Origin of the sequence: Thioclava electrotropha (genome assembly GCF_002085925.2) — a bacterium.
Classification (GTDB): domain Bacteria; phylum Pseudomonadota; class Alphaproteobacteria; order Rhodobacterales; family Rhodobacteraceae; genus Thioclava; species Thioclava electrotropha.
Map to the genome: position 1 here is coordinate 2,115,737 of NZ_CP053562.1, position 16,452 is coordinate 2,132,188.

A 16,452-nucleotide genomic window follows, 5' to 3' on the forward strand; every position below is an offset into this window, starting at 1 on the left:
GACGACTCTGGAGGGCCTCTCGACCGCTTGGGCGGGGGGCGCCGCGATTTGCTACGCCGTAGCAACTCGGCTCGCGAAACCTGGCAAAATAAGGCATAACGCGCCGGAATTGGGTGGTTTTGAATCTGAGAAGCCGACGGGTGATAGATGATTAGTGACGAAAAATCAGATACTTGCGTATCTTCGCGGCTAAGCGTGGCACCCATGATGGACTGGACCGACCGCCATTGCCGCTATTTCCACCGTCAGATCAGCCGCAACGCGCTGCTCTATACCGAGATGGTGACCGCGCCTGCGGTGGTTCACGGCGATCGGGAGCGGCTGCTGGGGTTTGACGCCGCCGAACATCCGGTGGCGCTGCAGCTGGGCGGTTCGGACGCTAAGGAACTGGCCGAGGCGGCGAAGGTCGGCGCAGATTTCGGTTATGACGAGATCAACCTCAATTGCGGCTGCCCGTCGGATCGCGTGCAATCCGGGGCCTTCGGCGCGGTTTTGATGAAGTCACCCGATCTGGTAGCCGATTGCTGTGCCGCGATGATCGCCGCACAACCGGTTGAGGTTACTGTGAAATGCCGCATTGGCGTGGATGACCAAGACCCGCACGAAGTGCTGCCCGAGTTCATCGAAAAGGTCGCCGCTGCCGGCGTGACCCGCATCACGATCCATGCCCGGAAGGCTTGGCTGCAAGGCCTCTCGCCCAAGGACAACCGCGAAATCCCGCCGCTCGATTACCCGCTCGTCCACGCGATGAAGGCGGCCTATCCGCAGCTGCATCTGTCGATCAATGGCGGCATCAAAGATCTCGCCGCAGCCGAGGTGGAACTCGCGCAAGGGCTCGACGGGGTGATGGTGGGCCGCGCCGCCTATCATCAGCCGATGGAGGTGCTGGGCGCCGCCGATCAGCGGATCTGGGGGCAGGGCGCGGCCCGCGATCCCTTCGACGTGGCGCAGGCGATGATCCCCTATATCGCGCGTCATATCGAGCGTGGCGGCAGGCTGCACCAGATCACCCGCCACATGCTGGGCCTGTTCCACGGCAAGCCAGGCGCGCGCCGCTTCCGGCAGATCCTCTCGGAGGGCGCGACCCGCGACGGCGCCGGGGTTGAACTTTTCGAGAGTGCGTTGTCAGCCGTACGTGAACGGGTTAACTGAGCGGAACCCAAGGAGATTTCCCGACATGCCCGATTTCGCCACGCTCGCGCCGCTCGTCTTGATCCTGATGGCAGTGGGGGCGTTCGCAGGCGTTCTGGCGGGACTTCTGGGTGTTGGCGGCGGGATCGTCCTCGTGCCAGCCTTCTTCTACCTTTTCAGCGGCTTGGGCTACGGATCGAACGATCTGATGCAGGTCTGCGTCGCGACCTCTCTGGCCACGATCATCGTCACCTCGATCCGCTCGGTCATGGCCCATAACCGCAAGGGCGCGGTCGATTGGGATATCCTCAAGCAATGGATCGCGCCCATCGCCATCGGCGCGATCATCGGGGTGCTGGTCGTCCATCAACTGCGCTCTTCGACCATGCAGATCATCTTCGCGGTGATGGTGCTGGTTATTGCCTGCTACATGATGTTCGGCAAGTCGAGCTGGCGGATTTCGGACGGGCTGCCGGGCGGATTCTTCCGCGCCTGGTTCGGCCCGCTGATGGGGTTCCTCTCCGTGCTTCTGGGGATCGGCGGCGGCTCGATCGGCACGCCGATGCAGACGCTCCACGGTATCCCGATCCACCGTGCGGTCGCGACCTCGGCAGGCTTCGGCGTGACCATCGCGCTGCCCTCCGCGATCGGCTTCCTGCTGACGCCGGTGGCCGACGCGCCACCTTACTCGATCGGTGCGGTCAACATTCCCGCCTTTCTGATCGTCATTGCGATGACGACGATCACCGCCCCCCTGGGCGCGGCATTGGCCCACAAGCTCGACCCCAAGAAGCTCAAGCGCGTCTTCGCGGGCTTCCTGATGCTCGTCGCACTCAACATGCTCCGCAAAGCGTTTCTCTGAACTTCCTCTTGGCGAAAATATCCCGGGGGGCGCGCTAGCGCGGGGGCAGCGCCCCCTCAACCTCTGAGTTTTGCGCGCAGCCGCGCACGGGGGCAGCGCCCCCTCCGTCACTTGATCTTGCGCGCCTTCGCCTCGTTCCAAAGCGCATCCATCTCGGCCAGATCGCTGTCCTTGGGTGCCTTACCGCGCGCTTCAAGTTCACGCTCGATATGTTTGAACCGATTGGTGAATTTCAGATTTGCCGCGCGCAGGGACGCCTCCGGGTCCAGCCCCAGATGCCGCCCGAGATTGACCATCACAAACAGCAGATCGCCATATTCCTCGGCGAGCTCTTCCGGACCCAACTCGTCACGCGCCTCTTCCAACTCGCGCGCTTCCTCGACGATCTTGTCGAGCACCTCATCGGTCGAGGGCCAGTCGAACCCCACCCGCGCCGCACGGTTCTGCAGCTTGATCGCACGGGTCAGCGCGGGCAGACCCAGAGCCACCCCATCGAGCACACCGACACGCTCGGATTTACCCGCAGCCTTGCGCTCGGCCGCCTTGATCGCTTCCCAATCGGCGGTCTGCTGTTCGGCCGATTTCTCGCGGCTCTCGTCGCCGAAGACATGCGGATGACGTGCGACCATCTTCGCGTTGATCGCACGCAGCACGTCGGAGATATCGAACCGCCCGTCCTCGGACGCCATCTGCGCGTGATAGACCACCTGCAGCGCCAGATCGCCCAGCTCGCCCGGCAATTCCGACCAGGCCTGCCGCGCGATCGCATCGGCCACCTCATGCGCTTCCTCGATCGTGTAGGGCGCGATGGAGGCGAAATCCTGCTCCAGATCCCACGGGCAACCGCTCTCCGGATCACGCAGGCATTCCATGATCGCGGTCAGCCGAGTGAACTGATGGGCCGCATCGCCCGTATCGTCGAAGATGAGTGCGTCGTCGGGTTTGGCCATTGCAGCTTGCCTCCTGCCATGCGAATGCCTCTGGCCTAACCAGCCCGCAAGGGGAAGTCCACTATGCCCGTTCTCAACCGTATCGCCGATCTCGGCCCGCAAATGACCGAATGGCGGCACTGGCTGCATCGCCATCCCGAGCTGCGTTTCGATCTGCACCAGACCTCGGAGTTTGTCGCAGCAAGGCTGCGCGAAATCGGGGTGGATGAGATCCATGAAGGGATCGCGCAGACCGGCATCGTGGCGCTGATCAAAGGGCAGGGCGCGGGGCCAACCATCGGCCTGCGCGCCGACATGGACGCGCTGCCGATCACGGAAGAGACCCATGCGGATTACGCCTCCGAGACGCCCGGCAAGATGCATGCCTGTGGCCATGATGGGCATACTGCGATGCTTCTGGGGGCTGCGGCCTATCTGGCCGAGACCCGGAAATTCGCAGGCACCGTGGCGCTGATCTTCCAGCCCGCCGAGGAAGACGGCGGCGGGGCCGAGGTGATGGTCGATGCGGGCGTGATGGAGCGTTTCGACATCTCGCGCGTCTTCGCGATCCACAACGCGCCGGGGCTGCCGTTCGGGCATTTCTACACCACGCCCGGCCCCTATCTCGCCTCGGTGGACGAGGCCCGCGTTACGGTGACCGGGCGCGGCGGCCATGCCGCGACCCCGCAGGGCTGCATCGATCCGATCCCGGCGCTCTCGGCGATGGTGACCTCGCTGCAGACGTTGGTGTCGCGCAACGTGGGCGCGGGCGATGCGCTCGTCGTCTCGGTCACCCAGATCCATGCGGGCACCGCGCTCAACATCATCCCCGAAAGCGGCTTCCTCACCGCGACGATTCGCTGCTTCGAGCCGGAGGTGCGTGATCTGGCGGAAAAACGTCTGCGCGAGATCTGCGAAGGCATCGCGGCGGCCCACGGCGTCAGCGTCGAGATCGAATACGAGCGTGGCTATCCGCCCACAGTGAACGACCCCGACGAGACCGGCTTCGCCGCCGAAGTCGCAGGTGAAATCGCAGGCCCCGAGCGGGTCGTGACCGATGCTCCGCGCGAAATGGGTGCAGAGGATTTCGCCTATATGCTGGCGGCCCGGCCCGGCGCCTATCTCTTCATGGGCACCGGCGAGGGCGCGGGGCTCCACCATCCGCGCTTCGATTTCAACGACGAGGCGGCGCCCGTGGGGGCCTCCTACCTCGCCCGTCTGGCCGAACGCGCCTTGCCCCTGGGCTGAGCCGCCTCTCTTCCCCTTGGGAAAAATATCCCGGGGACGCTCCGCAGGAGCGGGGGCAGAGCCCCTTTTTCCTTGCCGATCACAACCCTCCGGCGACATGGGGCCTGCGCTCGGTTTCCCTTCGCCGCGTCACCGCGACGTGAGGTCGCCTTCACAGGGGCGGCTTCGCCTTGCCAAGCCTCAGGGCCACGGCTAGGGTGCGCGCCGACAACCGGGGCTTGCTGCCCCCAAGGCCCATGACAAAGGACCATAGATCATGTTCGTGACCCCCGCTTTCGCGCAGGCCGCCGGTGGCGCCAGTAACCCCGCCGCCGCGTTCGGCCAGTTCCTTCCCCTGATCCTGATCTTCGTGATCATGTATTTCCTGCTGATCCGTCCGCAGCAGAAAAAAGCCAAGGAGCACAAGGCGATGCTCGAGGCTCTGCGCCGCGGTGATCAGGTCGTGACCCAGGGCGGCATTCTCGGCAAAGTCACCCATATCAAGGAAGACGGCGAGGTCGAGGTCGAGATCGCGCAGGGCGTCAAAGTCCGCGTGGTGAAATCGACCATCGTGCAGGTTGTTTCGCGCACCGAACCCGCCAAGACCTCTGAATAAGCCATAAAAGGCCCGTCCCCCATGTTGCACATCTCGCTGTGGAAGCGCGTGCTGATCCTGATCATCGTTTTGATCGGGGTCGTCTTTGCCGCGCCGAACATCTTTTACAACCGGGTGGAGGGGCATAACGATGCCGTTGCCGCCGCCGCGAAGGGCGAGTCTCTGACGCCCGAGCAGCAGGCCGCGCAGGCTGGCTGGCCCGATTGGCTGCCCTCCGACATCGTCAATCTCGGCCTCGATCTGCGCGGTGGCGCGCAGCTTCTGGCCGAGGTCAATGTCGGTGAGGTCTACAAGGCGCGCGTCGATGCGCTCTGGCCCGAGTTCCGCAAGGCGCTGGCCGCCGAACGCGGTACGCTCGGCTCGATCCGTCGCCTGAACGCCGATCCGGGCGTCCTGCGTATCCAGATCGGCAATGCCGACCAGATCGCGGAAGCCCAGAAGATCGCCGAGACGCTGAACAACCCGGTCTCGTCGCTGACCGGTGTGGGGCAGAAGACGCTCGCGATCACCACCGAGGGCAACCAGCTGATCATCCAGCTCTCGGATGCCGAGAAGGCCGCGACCGACGACCGCACGATGCAGCAATCGCTGGAGATCGTGCGCCGCCGGATCGACGCCGCGGGCACCCGTGAACCCACGATCGTGCGCGAAGGCGCCGACCGCATCCTGATCCAGGTGCCGGGCGCAAGCTCCGCACAGGAGATCAAGCAGCTCATCGGCACCACGGCGAAACTGACCTTCAACTCGGTGATCGGCACCAGCTCGAACCCGAACGAGGCGGTGGGCTCGGATCAGGAAATCCTGCCCTCGGCCGATCAGAAGGGGCTCTATTACATTCTCGACAGCCTTCCGGTCGTCACCGGCGAAGACCTGACGGATGCGCGCCCCGATACCGATCAGAACGGCTATCCGGCGGTGGCCTTCCGCTTCAACGCGAGCGCGGCCCGCACCTTCGGCGATTACACGCAAAACAATATCGGCAAGCCCTTCGCCATCGTGCTCGACAACAAGGTGATCTCGGCGCCAACGATCCAATCGCATATCGCGGGTGGCTCGGGCATCATCACCGGCCGGTTCACGGTGAAAGAGGCGACCGATCTGGCGCTGCTGCTGCGCGCCGGTGCGCTGCCCGCCTCGATGACCTTCCTCGAAGAACGGACCATCGGCCCGGAGCTGGGCGCAGATTCGATCGCGGCCGGCAAGATGGCCGCAGCCGTCGGCGCAGTGCTCGTGGTGGTCTTCATGATCGCGTCTTACGGCACCTTCGGCGTCTTCGCCTCGCTGGCGCTGGCGATCAACATCGCGCTGATCTTCGCGATCCTCTCGGTGATTGGCGGCACGCTGACGCTGCCCGGTATCGCAGGGATAGTGCTGACGATGGGTACGGCGGTCGACGCCAACGTGCTCGTGTTCGAGCGTATCCGCGAGGAGCTGCGCAATCAGCAGAAGGCGAAAGCCGCCCGCGCGATCGAGCTTGGCTATGAGCGCGCGATGTCCGCCATCGTCGACGCCAACGTGACCACCTTCCTCACGGCGGTGATCCTCTTCGTGCTGGGCGCAGGCCCGGTGCGCGGTTTCGCCGTCACCTTCCTGATCGGGATCATCACCTCGGTCTTCACCGCGATCTGGGTGACGCGGCTGTTCGTGAGCATCTGGTTCGCGCGCCGTCGTCCCCGCGAACTGGTACTGTAAGGGAGATCGAGACATGGCATTCCGTCTGAAACTGGTCCCCGAGAAGACCAACTTCGACTTCTTCAAACATCAGGTCGCGACCTTCGGCTTCTCCGTCTTCATGGTGCTGGCCTCGATCGTGCTGGTGCTCGTGATGGGGCTGAACCTCGGCATCGACTTCCGGGGCGGCACCACGATCCGGACCGAGGCCGATCAGACCGAGCCGGTCGACATCGGCGCCTACCGCTCGGCGATCGCGCCGCTCGATCTGGGCGACGTGCTGATCACGCAGGTCTATGACCCGAACTTCCGCGCCGATCAGAAGGTCGTCACGATCCGAATTCAGGCGCAGGACGGTCAGGAGGCGATCAGCCCCGATACCCAGGCCAAAGTGCTGGAATCGCTCAAATCGGTGAACAAGGACATCAAGATCGTCGCGACCGAGTCGATCGGGCCGAAGGTCTCGGGCGAGCTGATCTGGACCGCGATCTGGTCCGTTCTGGCCGCCGTGGCCGCGATCCTCGTCTATATTTGGCTACGGTTCGAGTGGCAGTTCTCGGTGGGCGCGGTTGCCGCGCTGATCCATGACGTGACCGTCACGGTCGGGATCTTCGCGCTGTTCCAGATCAAGTTCGACCTGTCGATCATCGCGGCACTGCTGACGATCCTCGGCTATTCGATCAACGATACCGTCGTCGTCTTCGACCGTCTTCGCGAGAACCTCGTGAAATACAAGAAGATGCCGCTGCGTGATGTCATGAACCTCTCGGTCAACGAGACGCTGTCGCGTACCGTGATGACCTCAGGCACCACGCTGCTGGCGCTGATTTCGCTGCTCGTTCTGGGCGGCGACGTGATCCGCAACTTCGTCTTCGCGATGACCTGGGGCGTGATCGTGGGTACCTATTCCTCGGTCTATGTCGCAAAGAACATCGTCCTGTTCATCGGGCTCGACCGCAACAAGGAGAAGAAGGACCCCTCGGAGAAGTTCTTCGACAAAACGGATGTCGCTACTGACTGAAGCCAATTTCGGGGCCTCGCTGCCGATCGACGGCTACGGGCCGGGGTTTTTCCGCGTGGCCGGAGAGGTCACGCGAGGCTCGATCTGGGTCGCGGGCGAGGAGATGGGCAGCTGGGGCGGTCTGGACGACCGCGCTGCGCTGCGCGCGCTGGCAGACAAGCTCGACGTGTTGTTCATCGGCACGGGCGACGAGATCGCACATCTGCCGAAGGATCTCGTGGCAGAGCTGGAGGCCGAGGGCCTGATGTGCGAGGGCATGGCCACGCCCTCGGCGGCCCGCACCTATAACGTGCTGTTGTCCGAAGGCCGCCGGGTCGGCTGCGCTCTGATCGCGATGCCGGAAAACCCTGCCGCGCCCGAGACGCCTGAATGAGCATGCTGTCGGTCGAAGGGCTCGCGGTGTCGCGCGGTGGTCTCCCGGTTCTGGAAAACCTGAGTTTTTCGCTCGATGCAGGCCATGCGCTTGTGCTGCGTGGGCCGAACGGGGTCGGCAAGACGACGCTTCTGCGCACCTTGGCCGGGCTGCAACCGTCGCTGGCCGGGACGGTCTCGATGCCGCCCGAGAGCATGGCCTATGCCGCCCATTCCGACGGGCTGAAATCGACGCTGACGGTGCGCGAGAACCTCGGCTTCTGGGCCTCGGTCTATGCGACGAACGACATCGAACCGGCGCTTGAGCGGATGAACCTGCAAAGCCTCGAGACGCGGCCCGCCCATAGCCTGTCCGCCGGGCAGAAACGCCGCCTCGGTCTTGCGCGACTTCTCGTGACCGGCCGCCCGATCTGGGTGCTGGACGAGCCGACCGTGTCGCTCGATACCGCCTCCGTCGCGCTTTTCGCCGAGGCCGTGCGCGGCCATCTGGCGGGGGGCGGAGCCGCGCTGATCGCGACCCATATCGATCTCGGGCTGAACGAGGCCTCCGTGCTCGACCTGACGCCCTTCAAGGCCAAGACGCCGGAAGAGGGCGGGATGCAGGGCGCTTTCGACGAGGCCTTCCTATGATCGCGCGGCGCGCTAGCGGTGCGGTCGGGAGCCTCCGGCGGGGATATTTGGACCAAGCCGAAAGCAGCTGCACGCTGTTTCGGATTGGCGGAAATATCCCGGGGGATGAGCGGCGCAGCCGCGAAGGGGGCAGCGCCCCCTTGGCTGCCGAAGGAGGTCGGGCATGATCGCACTTCTCATGCGAGACCTGCGCCTCGCCGTGCGCGCCGGCGGCGGCTTCGGCCTCGGGCTGGCCTTCTTCCTGATCGTGGTGACGCTGGTTCCGTTCGGCGTCGGTCCCGAGGGGAAAATCCTCGCGCGGATCGCGCCGGGCATCCTGTGGGTGGGCGCGCTTCTGGCCTGTCTGCTCTCGCTCGACCGGATTTTCGCACTCGATTACGAGGATGGCTCGCTCGATCTGCTGGTCACCGCGCCGGTGCCGCTTGAAGGGGTCGTCTCGATCAAGGCGCTCGCGCATTGGATCACCACGGGACTGCCGCTCGTGGTCGCAGCGCCCGTGTTCGGGATCTTGCTGCATCTGCCGCAAGGCGCGCATGTCTGGATGGTGATCTCGCTTCTTCTGGGCACGCCCGCACTCTCGGTTCTGGGAACGTTTGGGGCCGCGCTGACGGTCGGGCTGAAGCGCGGCGGTCTTTTGTTGTCGCTGCTGGTCTTGCCATTCTATGTGCCGACCCTCATCTTCGGTGCGGAGCTCGTGCGCCGTGGCGCCGAGGGGATGAACACTGAGACACCGCTTCTGATGCTGGCCGGGATCACGGCGGCGACGGTCGCGCTGGTGCCCTTCGCCTCGGCCGCCGCGATCCGCGTCAATCTGCGCTAGCGCAACCCATGCGCGCGCCGTGATAGGAAGAGCCGTGATACACAGAGCCAACCTGGCCAGAAGGTGAGCAGAACAACAAGATGTCGATCTGGGAATACGCCAACCCCGTCAAATTCATGAAGACCACGGACAAGATCCTGCCCTGGACGGTGGGAATTGCCGCGATCACGCTGATCGTCGGGCTGGTCTGGGGCTATTTCTTCGTCCCGGCCGCCGAGAATTTCGGCGGCTCGGTGAAGGTGATTTATGTCCATGTCCCCGCCGCGATGATGGCGATCAACATCTGGGTGATGATGGTCGTGACCTCGCTGATCTGGCTGATCCGCCGCCACCATGTCTCGGCGCTGGCCGCCAAGGCCGCAGCGCCCATCGGCGCGGTGATGACGTTGATCGCGCTGATCACCGGCGCGGTCTGGGGCCAGCCGATGTGGGGCACTTGGTGGGAATGGGATCCGCGGCTGACCTCGTTCCTGATCCTCTTCCTGTTCTACCTCGGCTATATCGCGCTCTGGGCCGCGGTCGAGAACCCCGATACGGCCGCCGATCTGACCGGCGTGCTGAGCCTCGTCGGCGGGGTGTTCGCCGTGCTCTCGCGCTATGCGGCGAATTTCTGGAACCAGGGGCTGCATCAGGGCGCGACGCTCTCGATGGATTCCGAGCAGCACATCGCCGATGTCTACTGGTTCCCGCTGCTTCTGTGCTTGGCCGGGTTCATCTTCTTCTTCCTCGCGCTGGTGCTGATCCGCACCCGCACCGAGGTCCGCGCGCGCCGACTGGGCGCCATCCAGCAACGTGAGCGCATGGCATGAGTGATACGACCGAGCAAAGCGGCACCGTCACTGAGGGCGGCGTCGTCCTCGTGGACCCGTCCACCAAATCCTACACCGAGACCGTCAACATCGCCTGGGCCTCGACGGTCGTGCTTCTGGTGCTGATCGTCGTCGTCTCGCTGATGCGCGGCGCGAAGGTGAAACGTCAATTGGCCGAGGCCGAGGCCCGCCGGAAAGGGGGCGCCCATGGTTAAGCCGCTGATGCTGCTACCGCCGCTGATCTTCGCGGGGCTTGCGGGCGTGTTCATCTGGGGGATGACGCGCGAGGACCCGACGCAGCTGCCGACCGCCTTTGCGGGCAAGCCCGCGCCGCCGGTGCAGCTTGAACCGCTGGGCGATTTCAAACCCTTCACCGATGCCGATCTCAAGGACGGCAAGGTCAAGCTTGTGAACTTCTGGGCCTCGTGGTGCGCGCCGTGCCGGGTGGAGCATCCCAATCTCGAAGCGCTCGCCGAAGAGGGGATCCCAATCTACGGGGTCAACTACAAGGACAAGCCCGCCAAGGCGCAGGGCTTCCTGAGCGAGATGGGCAACCCGTTTGCCGAACTCGGTGCCGATCCGAACGGCAAGATGGCGCTGAACTGGGGCGTCTACGGCGTGCCCGAGACCTTCGTGATCGATGGCACGGGCAAGGTGCTCTATCGCTTCGCCGGTCCGCTGACCGAGCGCGTGATCGCTTCGGATCTGCGACCGCTTCTGAACGGCGAGACGGCCGCGAAATAAAGGGCAGGGCGCGAGCGCGCCACTGGCCCCGATCCCGATAGCTACAAAAGCAAAGGCCCCCAAACCGGGGGCCTTTCTTGTCTCTAACTCAGAACGGGATCTCGTCGTCGAAATCCGAGCGGCCACCGCCGCCACCGCCACCGGAGCCGCCCGATGACGGGCCGCCATAACCGCCGCCATCATCGTAGCCGCCGCCACCCGAGGACGGGCCGCCGTAGCCACCGCCGCCGCCGCCTTGACCGCCGCCCGAGCCGCCAGGCCCGTCGAGCATGGTCAGTTCCGAGCGATAGGGGCGCAGCACGACCTCGGTCGAGTAGCGGTCCTGACCGTTCTGGTCCTGCCATTTGCGGGTTTCGAGCTGGCCCTCGATATAGACTTTCGAACCTTTGCGCAGATATTGCTCCGCGACTTTCGCCAGCGGCTCCGAGAAGATCGCGACCGAATGCCATTCGGTGCGCTCCTTGCGCTCGCCGGTATTGCGGTCGCGCCACGTCTCGGAGGTGGCGATGCGCAGGTTGCACACCTTGCCGCCGTTCGAGAAGGTCCGCACCTCCGGGTCTCGGCCCAGATTGCCGATCAGAATGACCTTGTTGACGCTGCCTGCCATATTGCCTCCGCCTCGCGATTCTAGAATTGGTCCCAAAGGGTATAGAGCAGAGCCCCGCGAGAGCCTAGGGGCGAAGCTTCGCTCAACCGTGACGGAAAGCGGCGAAATCCCGCGTGCATCTTTGGTTTGAGAGCGATTTCGGCCCCGGATTTCCAACCTTGTGCCGATAGATGGCGCCGTGGGTTTGCCACAGGTCTGGACGAGCCGGACGGCACACGGGGACGAACCCCACCCGATCCGGTCGAGCAACCCTACATCCCATGAGGAGATACCCCATGAAATACCTGATGCTGATTGCCGCGAGCGCCACGATTGCCGCTGCCTCCACTCTCCCCGCTCTCGCAGAAGGTGGCGAAGGCGCCGTGGCCCCGGCGAAAGAGCAGAAGCTTTCCGCCGAGCTGAAAAATCAGGGCTACGACGTGCGCCGGATGGAAATGGAAGACGGCTATATCGAAGTCTACGCGATGAAGGACGGCAAGCGCGCCCAACTCTACTTCGATTCCAACCTCAAGCAGGTGAAGCGCTCGGGCGACAACTAATCGTCAGCGCCTTTTCGACGGGCCGGTATGATCCGGCCCGTCTTCCTCACGCCAGTCTTTCCAGAAGCAGCAGGAGGGCCCGATCATGGCCATCGAAGACGCGAGCTTTACCGATCTTCCGTCGCAGGAGACGTCTCACGCAGAACCGCCGCCCGTCGGTGCGCATAGCGTATGGGACCCCTTCGTCCGGGTGTTCCACTGGTCCATTGCGGGCCTCTTCACCGCCAATGCGTTCTTCACCTCGCCGAAGCACGATCTGCACCACTGGATCGGCTACACGGTCGCGGGGCTCGTGACCGCGCGGATCCTCTGGGGTCTGTTCGGCACCCGTCACGCGAAGTTCAAGGACTTCCCGCCATCGCCCACCGGCGCGCTGACGCAGCTGCGCGATATGGCGACGGGAAGGCGGCACGCGCATCTGGGCCATTCGCCGCTCGGGGCGCTGATGATTTACAACCTTTTGATCACGCTTCTCGTCATTGCGGGATCGGGCTGGTTGATGACCACTGACGCCTATTGGGGCGTGAAATGGCCTCAGGAAGTGCATGAACTCGCCGTCAACTGGGCCGAAGTCTCGATCGCCGCCCATATCGCTGCCGTCGTCTTCGAAAGCCGCCGGTTGCGCGTGAACCTTGCGCGCGCGATGATCACCGGTAAGAAGGTGTTCCGCGGCAACAGAGGGTAAGCGCCGATGGCGGTTTCGCGAGAGCGAGTCTCAATCTGGACGAAAGAGGGCGCATTGGTCGCCCTCATCATTTTCCAAGCCGCCTGCACATCGCTCTTCGTGGCCGACGTGTTCGACGACTTCCGCGAGGCAGGGCGTCTCTCTCTGCATCTCAACATGGAGCTTTTCGCCAATCTCGGCCTGATCGCGGGGATCGTCGTCGAGGCGGCCGTGCTTTGGGCGCTGTTGCGACGTCAGGCACATGCCGACCGCACGATCGGGGCTGCACAAGGCGCAATGGCCGAGATGATGAGCGCGCAGTTCGACCAATGGGGGCTGACCCCCGCAGAGGCCGATGTCGCAGCCTTCACCATCAAGGGCTTCTCGGTCTCGGAGACCGCCTCTTTCCGCGGCTCCAGCGAGGCCACGGTGAAATCCCACCTCAATTCCGTCTATCGCAAGGCGGGCGTGTCGGGCCGCTCTCAGCTCGTTTCGATCTTCGTGGAGGAGCTGTTTCACGGCCCCATCAAGGCCGATGCGAAAAAGCAACAGGCGCACGCAATCTGACGCAACGGCAGCTTATCGGCGGGAGGTTGCCGAGGCGATTGGCGTTTTGCTTTAACTTTTCGCTGATTTCTCTATAGTTTGCCCCAGAATACGTGGACAGTGAGTGGTGGGGGCCGATGCGTAGAACGATCGGAATTCTCGGGCTGGCGGCGATTGCCGCGGCAGCGGTGATGGCGGGCCCAATGAGCGCCCAGGCAGAGGGGCTGCGGCTTCAGGGGAGTTCTTCGAAATCCCGCGCGATGCTGTTCCGAAACCAGACCAACATTCTCGATACCCGTGCCGCGCAGCAATACGAGCATTCCTCGCGGCTGACGCCCAAGGGTAAGCTGACCCAGACCGCCAGTGTCGAGAACGTGCCGCGCTACAACGGCAAGTATCGCGGCCAATATATGAGCACCGCGAAATCGGTGGCCTCGCGCCATGGCATCCCGACCGATCTGTTCCTGCGCCTCGTGCAGCAGGAGAGCGGTTGGAACCCGCAGGCGCGCTCGCACAAGGGCGCGATGGGGCTGGCGCAGCTAATGCCCGCTACCGCGCGAAAACTCGGCGTGAACCCCCGCGATCCGGCGCAGAATCTCGAAGGCGGCGCGCGCTACCTGAAGATGATGTATAACCGGTTCGGAAGCTGGCGGCTGGCGCTTGCGGCTTACAATGCGGGACCGGAGGCCGTCGCGAAACATAACGGCATTCCGCCCTATCGCGAGACCCGGAATTATGTGCGGATCATCCTTGGCGGTTGATCCTTAAGGATGCCGGAAAAAAAGCCCCGCAAGATCAGCGATCTGCGGGGCTTTCTTCATGTCTTGGGTGAAGAGAGCCGCCGAAGCGGCTGATCTTACGGAATAATACGGGTGTATTTCGTGCCCGCGAGCGTCGCGCCCGCCATCAGACCGGCCTGGCCGAAGACAAGCGCGATGATCGGCGCGGTCGAGGTCAGGGTGGAGGCCGAAATCGCGCCGCCCTGATCCGGCACCGCATAGCGTGCATCCGCGCCAAGCTGCCAGCCATCGCCGCGGCGGAAGCCGGCAAGCGCCTCGGGCGTCATGAAGAACAGGGCATGGGCATATTGCTGCGCGCCGATCTGCAGACCGAAGCTCGCCGCCGCTGCCGAGTAGTAATCCACGGTCACGTTGTTGATCCGCAGCGCGCCGCGCCCGAATGCGCCACCGATGCCGAAACCCGCTTCGGTCATCAGAGGCATCCAGAGCACGCCGACCGACTTGTTCTCGAGATCGCGGGTGCCGGGGTATTTCGTCAGAAGGTAGTTCCGGGTCGCATCGACCCGCGCGTCCAGCTTGGCGCTGCCCGCACTGCCCACGCCGTTGCCGCAGGCCGCAAGGCCAAGCCCCGCACCGCCCATCGCCAGAAGGGTCCGTCTGGAAAGTTTCGTCATGTCTGTCGCTCCGCTCGATATGCCCGATCTCGCGCCGGGCTGAATGGTCTTATTACGACCGCTTGGCACAATTAATAGACGAGGGAACCCGCTTTGTCACTTATTCTTGAGCCCATTCACGCTGAAGTGGCAAGACCCTGCTTAGCCGTTACCGAGCAGTTTCGCGGCCTCCCGCGCGAAATAGGTAAGCACACCATCGCAGCCCGCGCGGCGGAAGCTCATCAGGCTTTCGAGCATGACTTTTTCGTGGTCCAGCCAGCCGTTCTTCACCGCCGCCATGATCATCGCGTATTCACCCGACACCTGATAGGCGTAGGTCGGCACGCCGAACTGCTCTTTCACGCGGTGGCAGATGTCGAGGTAGGGCATCCCCGGCTTCACCATCACCATATCCGCGCCCTCGGAGAGATCGCGCGCAACCAGCCGGATCGCCTCGTCGGAATTGCCGGGGTTCATCTGATAGGTCTTCTTGTCGCCCTTGAGCGCACCGGTGGCGCCCACTGCATCGCGGAACGGCCCGTAGAAGCCGGAAGCATATTTCGCGGCGTAGCTGAGGATCGTCACATCAGCATGGCCTGCGGCCTCGAGCGCTGAGCGGAGCGCCGTGATCCGCCCGTCCATCATGTCCGAGGGCCCGAGGATATCCGCCCCGGCCTCGGCCTGCGCAATCCCCATTTTCACAAGGCATTCAACGGTTTCGTCGTTGAGGATGATCCCGTCGCGCACCAGCCCGTCATGGCCGTTCGCATTGTAGGGATCGAGCGCGATATCGGTCATAATCGCGATCTCGGGCACCTCCGCCTTGATCGCGCGGATCACTCGGTTGGTGATGTTCTCGGGGTTCCAGGCCTCTTCGCAGGCCTCGGTCTTCACCGCCGGATCGGTATAGGGAAAAAGGCAGATCGCCGGGATACCAAGCTTTGCGGCCTCTTCAGCGGCGCGCACCGCACCCTCCAGCGTGCGGCGGACAACGCCCGGCATCGACGGCACCTCGACATCCGCGCCCGGCACGTCGGTGATGAAGATCGGCCAGATCATGTCCTTCACACTCAACCGGTGTTCCTGCGCGAGATCACGCAGCGCGGCAGTACGGCGCATCCGGCGCAGGCGGGTGTGGGGGAAGGGCGGAAGGATCGGGTTCATCGGCAGGCTCCTCTGGCTCGGCCAAATGGGTGCCATGGATCGGTGCCACAGGCAAGCGCGGCCGATCCGCGCGGGGTTCCGCTCGGGCCGAGGCTGGTCTATGCATCGACTTGAGGGGCCGCGACACGACGACCCGGAAGAACGAGGGCGAGGGGCTTGGAAGTTTTCGACACGATCGCGCGGCTGATCGACCTGCGCAGCTTTTCCAACTTGTGGTACTGGATCGCGCTCGCCGCAGTCTGGTCCTCCGCCTCGCATTGGGTGCTGGGCGTGCCGTGGGACATGGTGATCCGCGCGCGCCGCAAGGGCGGCGAGGCGGCCGAGGATCTCGCCGCGATGACGGCACTGAACGCGCGCAGGCTGAACCGGATCCGGCGCGATGCGGGGTTTTCGATGTCGATCTCCATTCCGTTCATGCTGAGCTTCCTGCTGATCACCGGTTTCATCTATGGCTCGGAGACGGCGCAGGCATTCGCGCTGCTGCTGGTTCCGATGATTGGGGTGTTCGGGTTGAGCCTGCGTCTGGCGCATAAACTCGACGCGGACCCAGCGCTGGCGCATGATCCGACGCTTGCGATCAAGGCGCTCTCGCGTCACCGGGTGAACGTGCAGGCGATCGGCGTCGTGGCGATCATCGTGAGCGCGCTTTGGGGAATGTATCAGAACCTTCTCGCTTCGATGCTGGTTTGACGCGCGAAGCAACTTGA

At 64.0% G+C, this 16,452-nt stretch carries 21 protein-coding genes; 17 read left to right on the forward strand and 4 right to left on the reverse strand.

The genetic code is table 11. The features are described from left to right. Positions 1-204: 204 nt before the first annotated feature. Positions 205-1,152 (forward strand): tRNA dihydrouridine(20/20a) synthase DusA, encoded by a 948-nt coding sequence (dusA, locus tag AKL02_RS10085; protein WP_232621767.1) that lies wholly within the window; start codon positions 205-207, stop codon positions 1,150-1,152. Between the two features lie 25 nt (positions 1,153-1,177). Further along, on the forward strand, positions 1,178-1,993 hold the full coding sequence (locus tag AKL02_RS10090; protein WP_083079285.1) for a sulfite exporter TauE/SafE family protein: 816 nt from the start codon (positions 1,178-1,180) through the stop codon (positions 1,991-1,993). A 107-nt stretch (positions 1,994-2,100) separates the two neighbouring features. Here AKL02_RS10090 and mazG read toward each other — a convergent pair whose 3' ends face one another. Next, positions 2,101-2,943, reverse strand: coding sequence for a nucleoside triphosphate pyrophosphohydrolase (mazG, locus tag AKL02_RS10095; RefSeq protein ID WP_083079286.1), 843 nt, complete (start codon positions 2,941-2,943; stop codon positions 2,101-2,103). Between the two features lie 63 nt (positions 2,944-3,006). Between mazG and AKL02_RS10100 the strand changes: the two genes are divergently transcribed. From AKL02_RS10100 to AKL02_RS10145, 10 genes are all read left to right on the forward strand, one after another. After that, a complete protein-coding gene (locus AKL02_RS10100; RefSeq protein WP_083079287.1) occupies positions 3,007-4,170 on the forward strand; it encodes a M20 aminoacylase family protein in 1,164 nt (387 codons plus the stop codon). Positions 4,171-4,426: 256 nt separating this feature from the next. Further along, positions 4,427-4,765 carry a preprotein translocase subunit YajC gene (gene yajC, locus AKL02_RS10105; RefSeq protein WP_078520633.1) on the forward strand — a complete coding sequence of 113 codons (339 nt, stop codon included), beginning with the start codon at positions 4,427-4,429 and terminating at the stop codon, positions 4,763-4,765. A gap of 21 nt (positions 4,766-4,786) precedes the next feature. After that, positions 4,787-6,457: a protein translocase subunit SecD gene (gene secD, locus AKL02_RS10110; protein ID WP_083079288.1), complete on the forward strand. Its 1,671-nt coding sequence runs from the start codon at positions 4,787-4,789 to the stop codon at positions 6,455-6,457. Between the two features lie 13 nt (positions 6,458-6,470). Then, positions 6,471-7,457, forward strand: a complete 987-nt coding sequence (secF, locus tag AKL02_RS10115; protein ID WP_078520635.1) for a protein translocase subunit SecF — start codon at positions 6,471-6,473, stop codon at positions 7,455-7,457. Then, positions 7,441-7,830 (forward strand): Mth938-like domain-containing protein, encoded by a 390-nt coding sequence (locus AKL02_RS10120; RefSeq protein ID WP_083079289.1) that lies wholly within the window; start codon positions 7,441-7,443, stop codon positions 7,828-7,830. The genes secF and AKL02_RS10120 overlap by 17 nt, the downstream gene beginning before the upstream one ends. Beyond that, the gene (gene ccmA / locus AKL02_RS10125) at positions 7,827-8,459 is read left to right on the forward strand and encodes a heme ABC exporter ATP-binding protein CcmA (protein ID WP_083079290.1); all 633 of its coding nucleotides are present in this window, start codon (positions 7,827-7,829) and stop codon (positions 8,457-8,459) included. The genes AKL02_RS10120 and ccmA overlap by 4 nt, the downstream gene beginning before the upstream one ends. Positions 8,460-8,622: 163 nt before the next feature. Continuing rightward, entirely contained in the window at positions 8,623-9,279 is a 657-nt protein-coding gene (ccmB, locus tag AKL02_RS10130) for a heme exporter protein CcmB (RefSeq protein WP_078550436.1), read from the forward strand. Positions 9,280-9,359: 80 nt separating this feature from the next. Next, positions 9,360-10,088: a heme ABC transporter permease gene (locus tag AKL02_RS10135; protein ID WP_083079291.1), complete on the forward strand. Its 729-nt coding sequence runs from the start codon at positions 9,360-9,362 to the stop codon at positions 10,086-10,088. Further along, positions 10,085-10,303: a heme exporter protein CcmD gene (gene ccmD / locus AKL02_RS10140; protein WP_083079292.1), complete on the forward strand. Its 219-nt coding sequence runs from the start codon at positions 10,085-10,087 to the stop codon at positions 10,301-10,303. The genes AKL02_RS10135 and ccmD overlap by 4 nt, the downstream gene beginning before the upstream one ends. Further along, a complete protein-coding gene (locus AKL02_RS10145; protein WP_108722430.1) occupies positions 10,296-10,832 on the forward strand; it encodes a DsbE family thiol:disulfide interchange protein in 537 nt (178 codons plus the stop codon). The genes ccmD and AKL02_RS10145 overlap by 8 nt, the downstream gene beginning before the upstream one ends. Before the next feature lie 88 nt (positions 10,833-10,920). On the opposite strand, the gene ssb is transcribed toward AKL02_RS10145, so the two are convergent. Next, a complete protein-coding gene (ssb, locus tag AKL02_RS10150) occupies positions 10,921-11,439 on the reverse strand; it encodes a single-stranded DNA-binding protein (protein WP_078572308.1) in 519 nt (172 codons plus the stop codon). Positions 11,440-11,714: 275 nt separating this feature from the next. On the opposite strand from ssb, the gene AKL02_RS10155 reads away from it, so the two are divergent. The 4 genes from AKL02_RS10155 (at position 11,715) to AKL02_RS10170 (ending at position 13,949) form a co-directional block, all read left to right on the forward strand. Beyond that, complete coding sequence (locus AKL02_RS10155; protein WP_158522159.1) at positions 11,715-11,978, forward strand: PepSY domain-containing protein; 264 nt, start codon at positions 11,715-11,717, stop codon at positions 11,976-11,978. Between the two features lie 85 nt (positions 11,979-12,063). Continuing rightward, complete coding sequence (locus AKL02_RS10160) at positions 12,064-12,663, forward strand: cytochrome b/b6 domain-containing protein (RefSeq protein WP_083079293.1); 600 nt, start codon at positions 12,064-12,066, stop codon at positions 12,661-12,663. A gap of 54 nt (positions 12,664-12,717) precedes the next feature. After that, the gene (locus AKL02_RS10165; protein WP_232621768.1) at positions 12,718-13,209 is read left to right on the forward strand and encodes a helix-turn-helix transcriptional regulator; all 492 of its coding nucleotides are present in this window, start codon (positions 12,718-12,720) and stop codon (positions 13,207-13,209) included. 116 nt (positions 13,210-13,325) lie between these two features. Next, positions 13,326-13,949: a lytic transglycosylase domain-containing protein gene (locus tag AKL02_RS10170; RefSeq protein WP_078520646.1), complete on the forward strand. Its 624-nt coding sequence runs from the start codon at positions 13,326-13,328 to the stop codon at positions 13,947-13,949. Between the two features lie 95 nt (positions 13,950-14,044). Here the strand turns inward: AKL02_RS10170 and AKL02_RS10175 are convergent, their stop codons facing one another. Continuing rightward, a complete protein-coding gene (locus AKL02_RS10175; protein WP_078520647.1) occupies positions 14,045-14,602 on the reverse strand; it encodes a lipid-binding SYLF domain-containing protein in 558 nt (185 codons plus the stop codon). Between the two features lie 141 nt (positions 14,603-14,743). After that, positions 14,744-15,745, reverse strand: a complete 1,002-nt coding sequence (gene hemB, locus AKL02_RS10180; RefSeq protein WP_083079294.1) for a porphobilinogen synthase — start codon at positions 15,743-15,745, stop codon at positions 14,744-14,746. Between the two features lie 156 nt (positions 15,746-15,901). Here hemB and AKL02_RS10185 point away from each other — a divergent pair, with 156 nt between their 5' ends. Continuing rightward, entirely contained in the window at positions 15,902-16,435 is a 534-nt protein-coding gene (locus AKL02_RS10185; RefSeq protein WP_083079295.1) for a hypothetical protein, read from the forward strand. The last annotated feature ends 17 nt before the right edge of the window (positions 16,436-16,452 follow it).

Coding starts and splice junctions, on each gene's coding strand:
- secD (WP_083079288.1), top strand. CDS start 4,787: ATGTTGCACATCTCGCTGTGGAAGCGCGTGCTGATCCTGATCATCGTT.
- AKL02_RS10175 (WP_078520647.1), bottom strand. CDS start 14,602: ATGACGAAACTTTCCAGACGGACCCTTCTGGCGATGGGCGGTGCGGGG.
- ccmD (WP_083079292.1), top strand. CDS start 10,085: ATGAGTGATACGACCGAGCAAAGCGGCACCGTCACTGAGGGCGGCGTC.
- mazG (WP_083079286.1), bottom strand. CDS start 2,943: ATGGCCAAACCCGACGACGCACTCATCTTCGACGATACGGGCGATGCG.
- hemB (WP_083079294.1), bottom strand. CDS start 15,745: ATGAACCCGATCCTTCCGCCCTTCCCCCACACCCGCCTGCGCCGGATG.
- AKL02_RS10135 (WP_083079291.1), top strand. CDS start 9,360: ATGTCGATCTGGGAATACGCCAACCCCGTCAAATTCATGAAGACCACG.
- AKL02_RS10120 (WP_083079289.1), top strand. CDS start 7,441: ATGTCGCTACTGACTGAAGCCAATTTCGGGGCCTCGCTGCCGATCGAC.
- AKL02_RS10100 (WP_083079287.1), top strand. CDS start 3,007: ATGCCCGTTCTCAACCGTATCGCCGATCTCGGCCCGCAAATGACCGAA.
- ccmA (WP_083079290.1), top strand. CDS start 7,827: ATGAGCATGCTGTCGGTCGAAGGGCTCGCGGTGTCGCGCGGTGGTCTC.
- AKL02_RS10090 (WP_083079285.1), top strand. CDS start 1,178: ATGCCCGATTTCGCCACGCTCGCGCCGCTCGTCTTGATCCTGATGGCA.
- AKL02_RS10170 (WP_078520646.1), top strand. CDS start 13,326: ATGCGTAGAACGATCGGAATTCTCGGGCTGGCGGCGATTGCCGCGGCA.
- secF (WP_078520635.1), top strand. CDS start 6,471: ATGGCATTCCGTCTGAAACTGGTCCCCGAGAAGACCAACTTCGACTTC.
- ccmB (WP_078550436.1), top strand. CDS start 8,623: ATGATCGCACTTCTCATGCGAGACCTGCGCCTCGCCGTGCGCGCCGGC.
- ssb (WP_078572308.1), bottom strand. CDS start 11,439: ATGGCAGGCAGCGTCAACAAGGTCATTCTGATCGGCAATCTGGGCCGA.
- AKL02_RS10160 (WP_083079293.1), top strand. CDS start 12,064: ATGGCCATCGAAGACGCGAGCTTTACCGATCTTCCGTCGCAGGAGACG.
- AKL02_RS10145 (WP_108722430.1), top strand. CDS start 10,296: ATGGTTAAGCCGCTGATGCTGCTACCGCCGCTGATCTTCGCGGGGCTT.
- AKL02_RS10155 (WP_158522159.1), top strand. CDS start 11,715: ATGAAATACCTGATGCTGATTGCCGCGAGCGCCACGATTGCCGCTGCC.
- dusA (WP_232621767.1), top strand. CDS start 205: ATGATGGACTGGACCGACCGCCATTGCCGCTATTTCCACCGTCAGATC.
- yajC (WP_078520633.1), top strand. CDS start 4,427: ATGTTCGTGACCCCCGCTTTCGCGCAGGCCGCCGGTGGCGCCAGTAAC.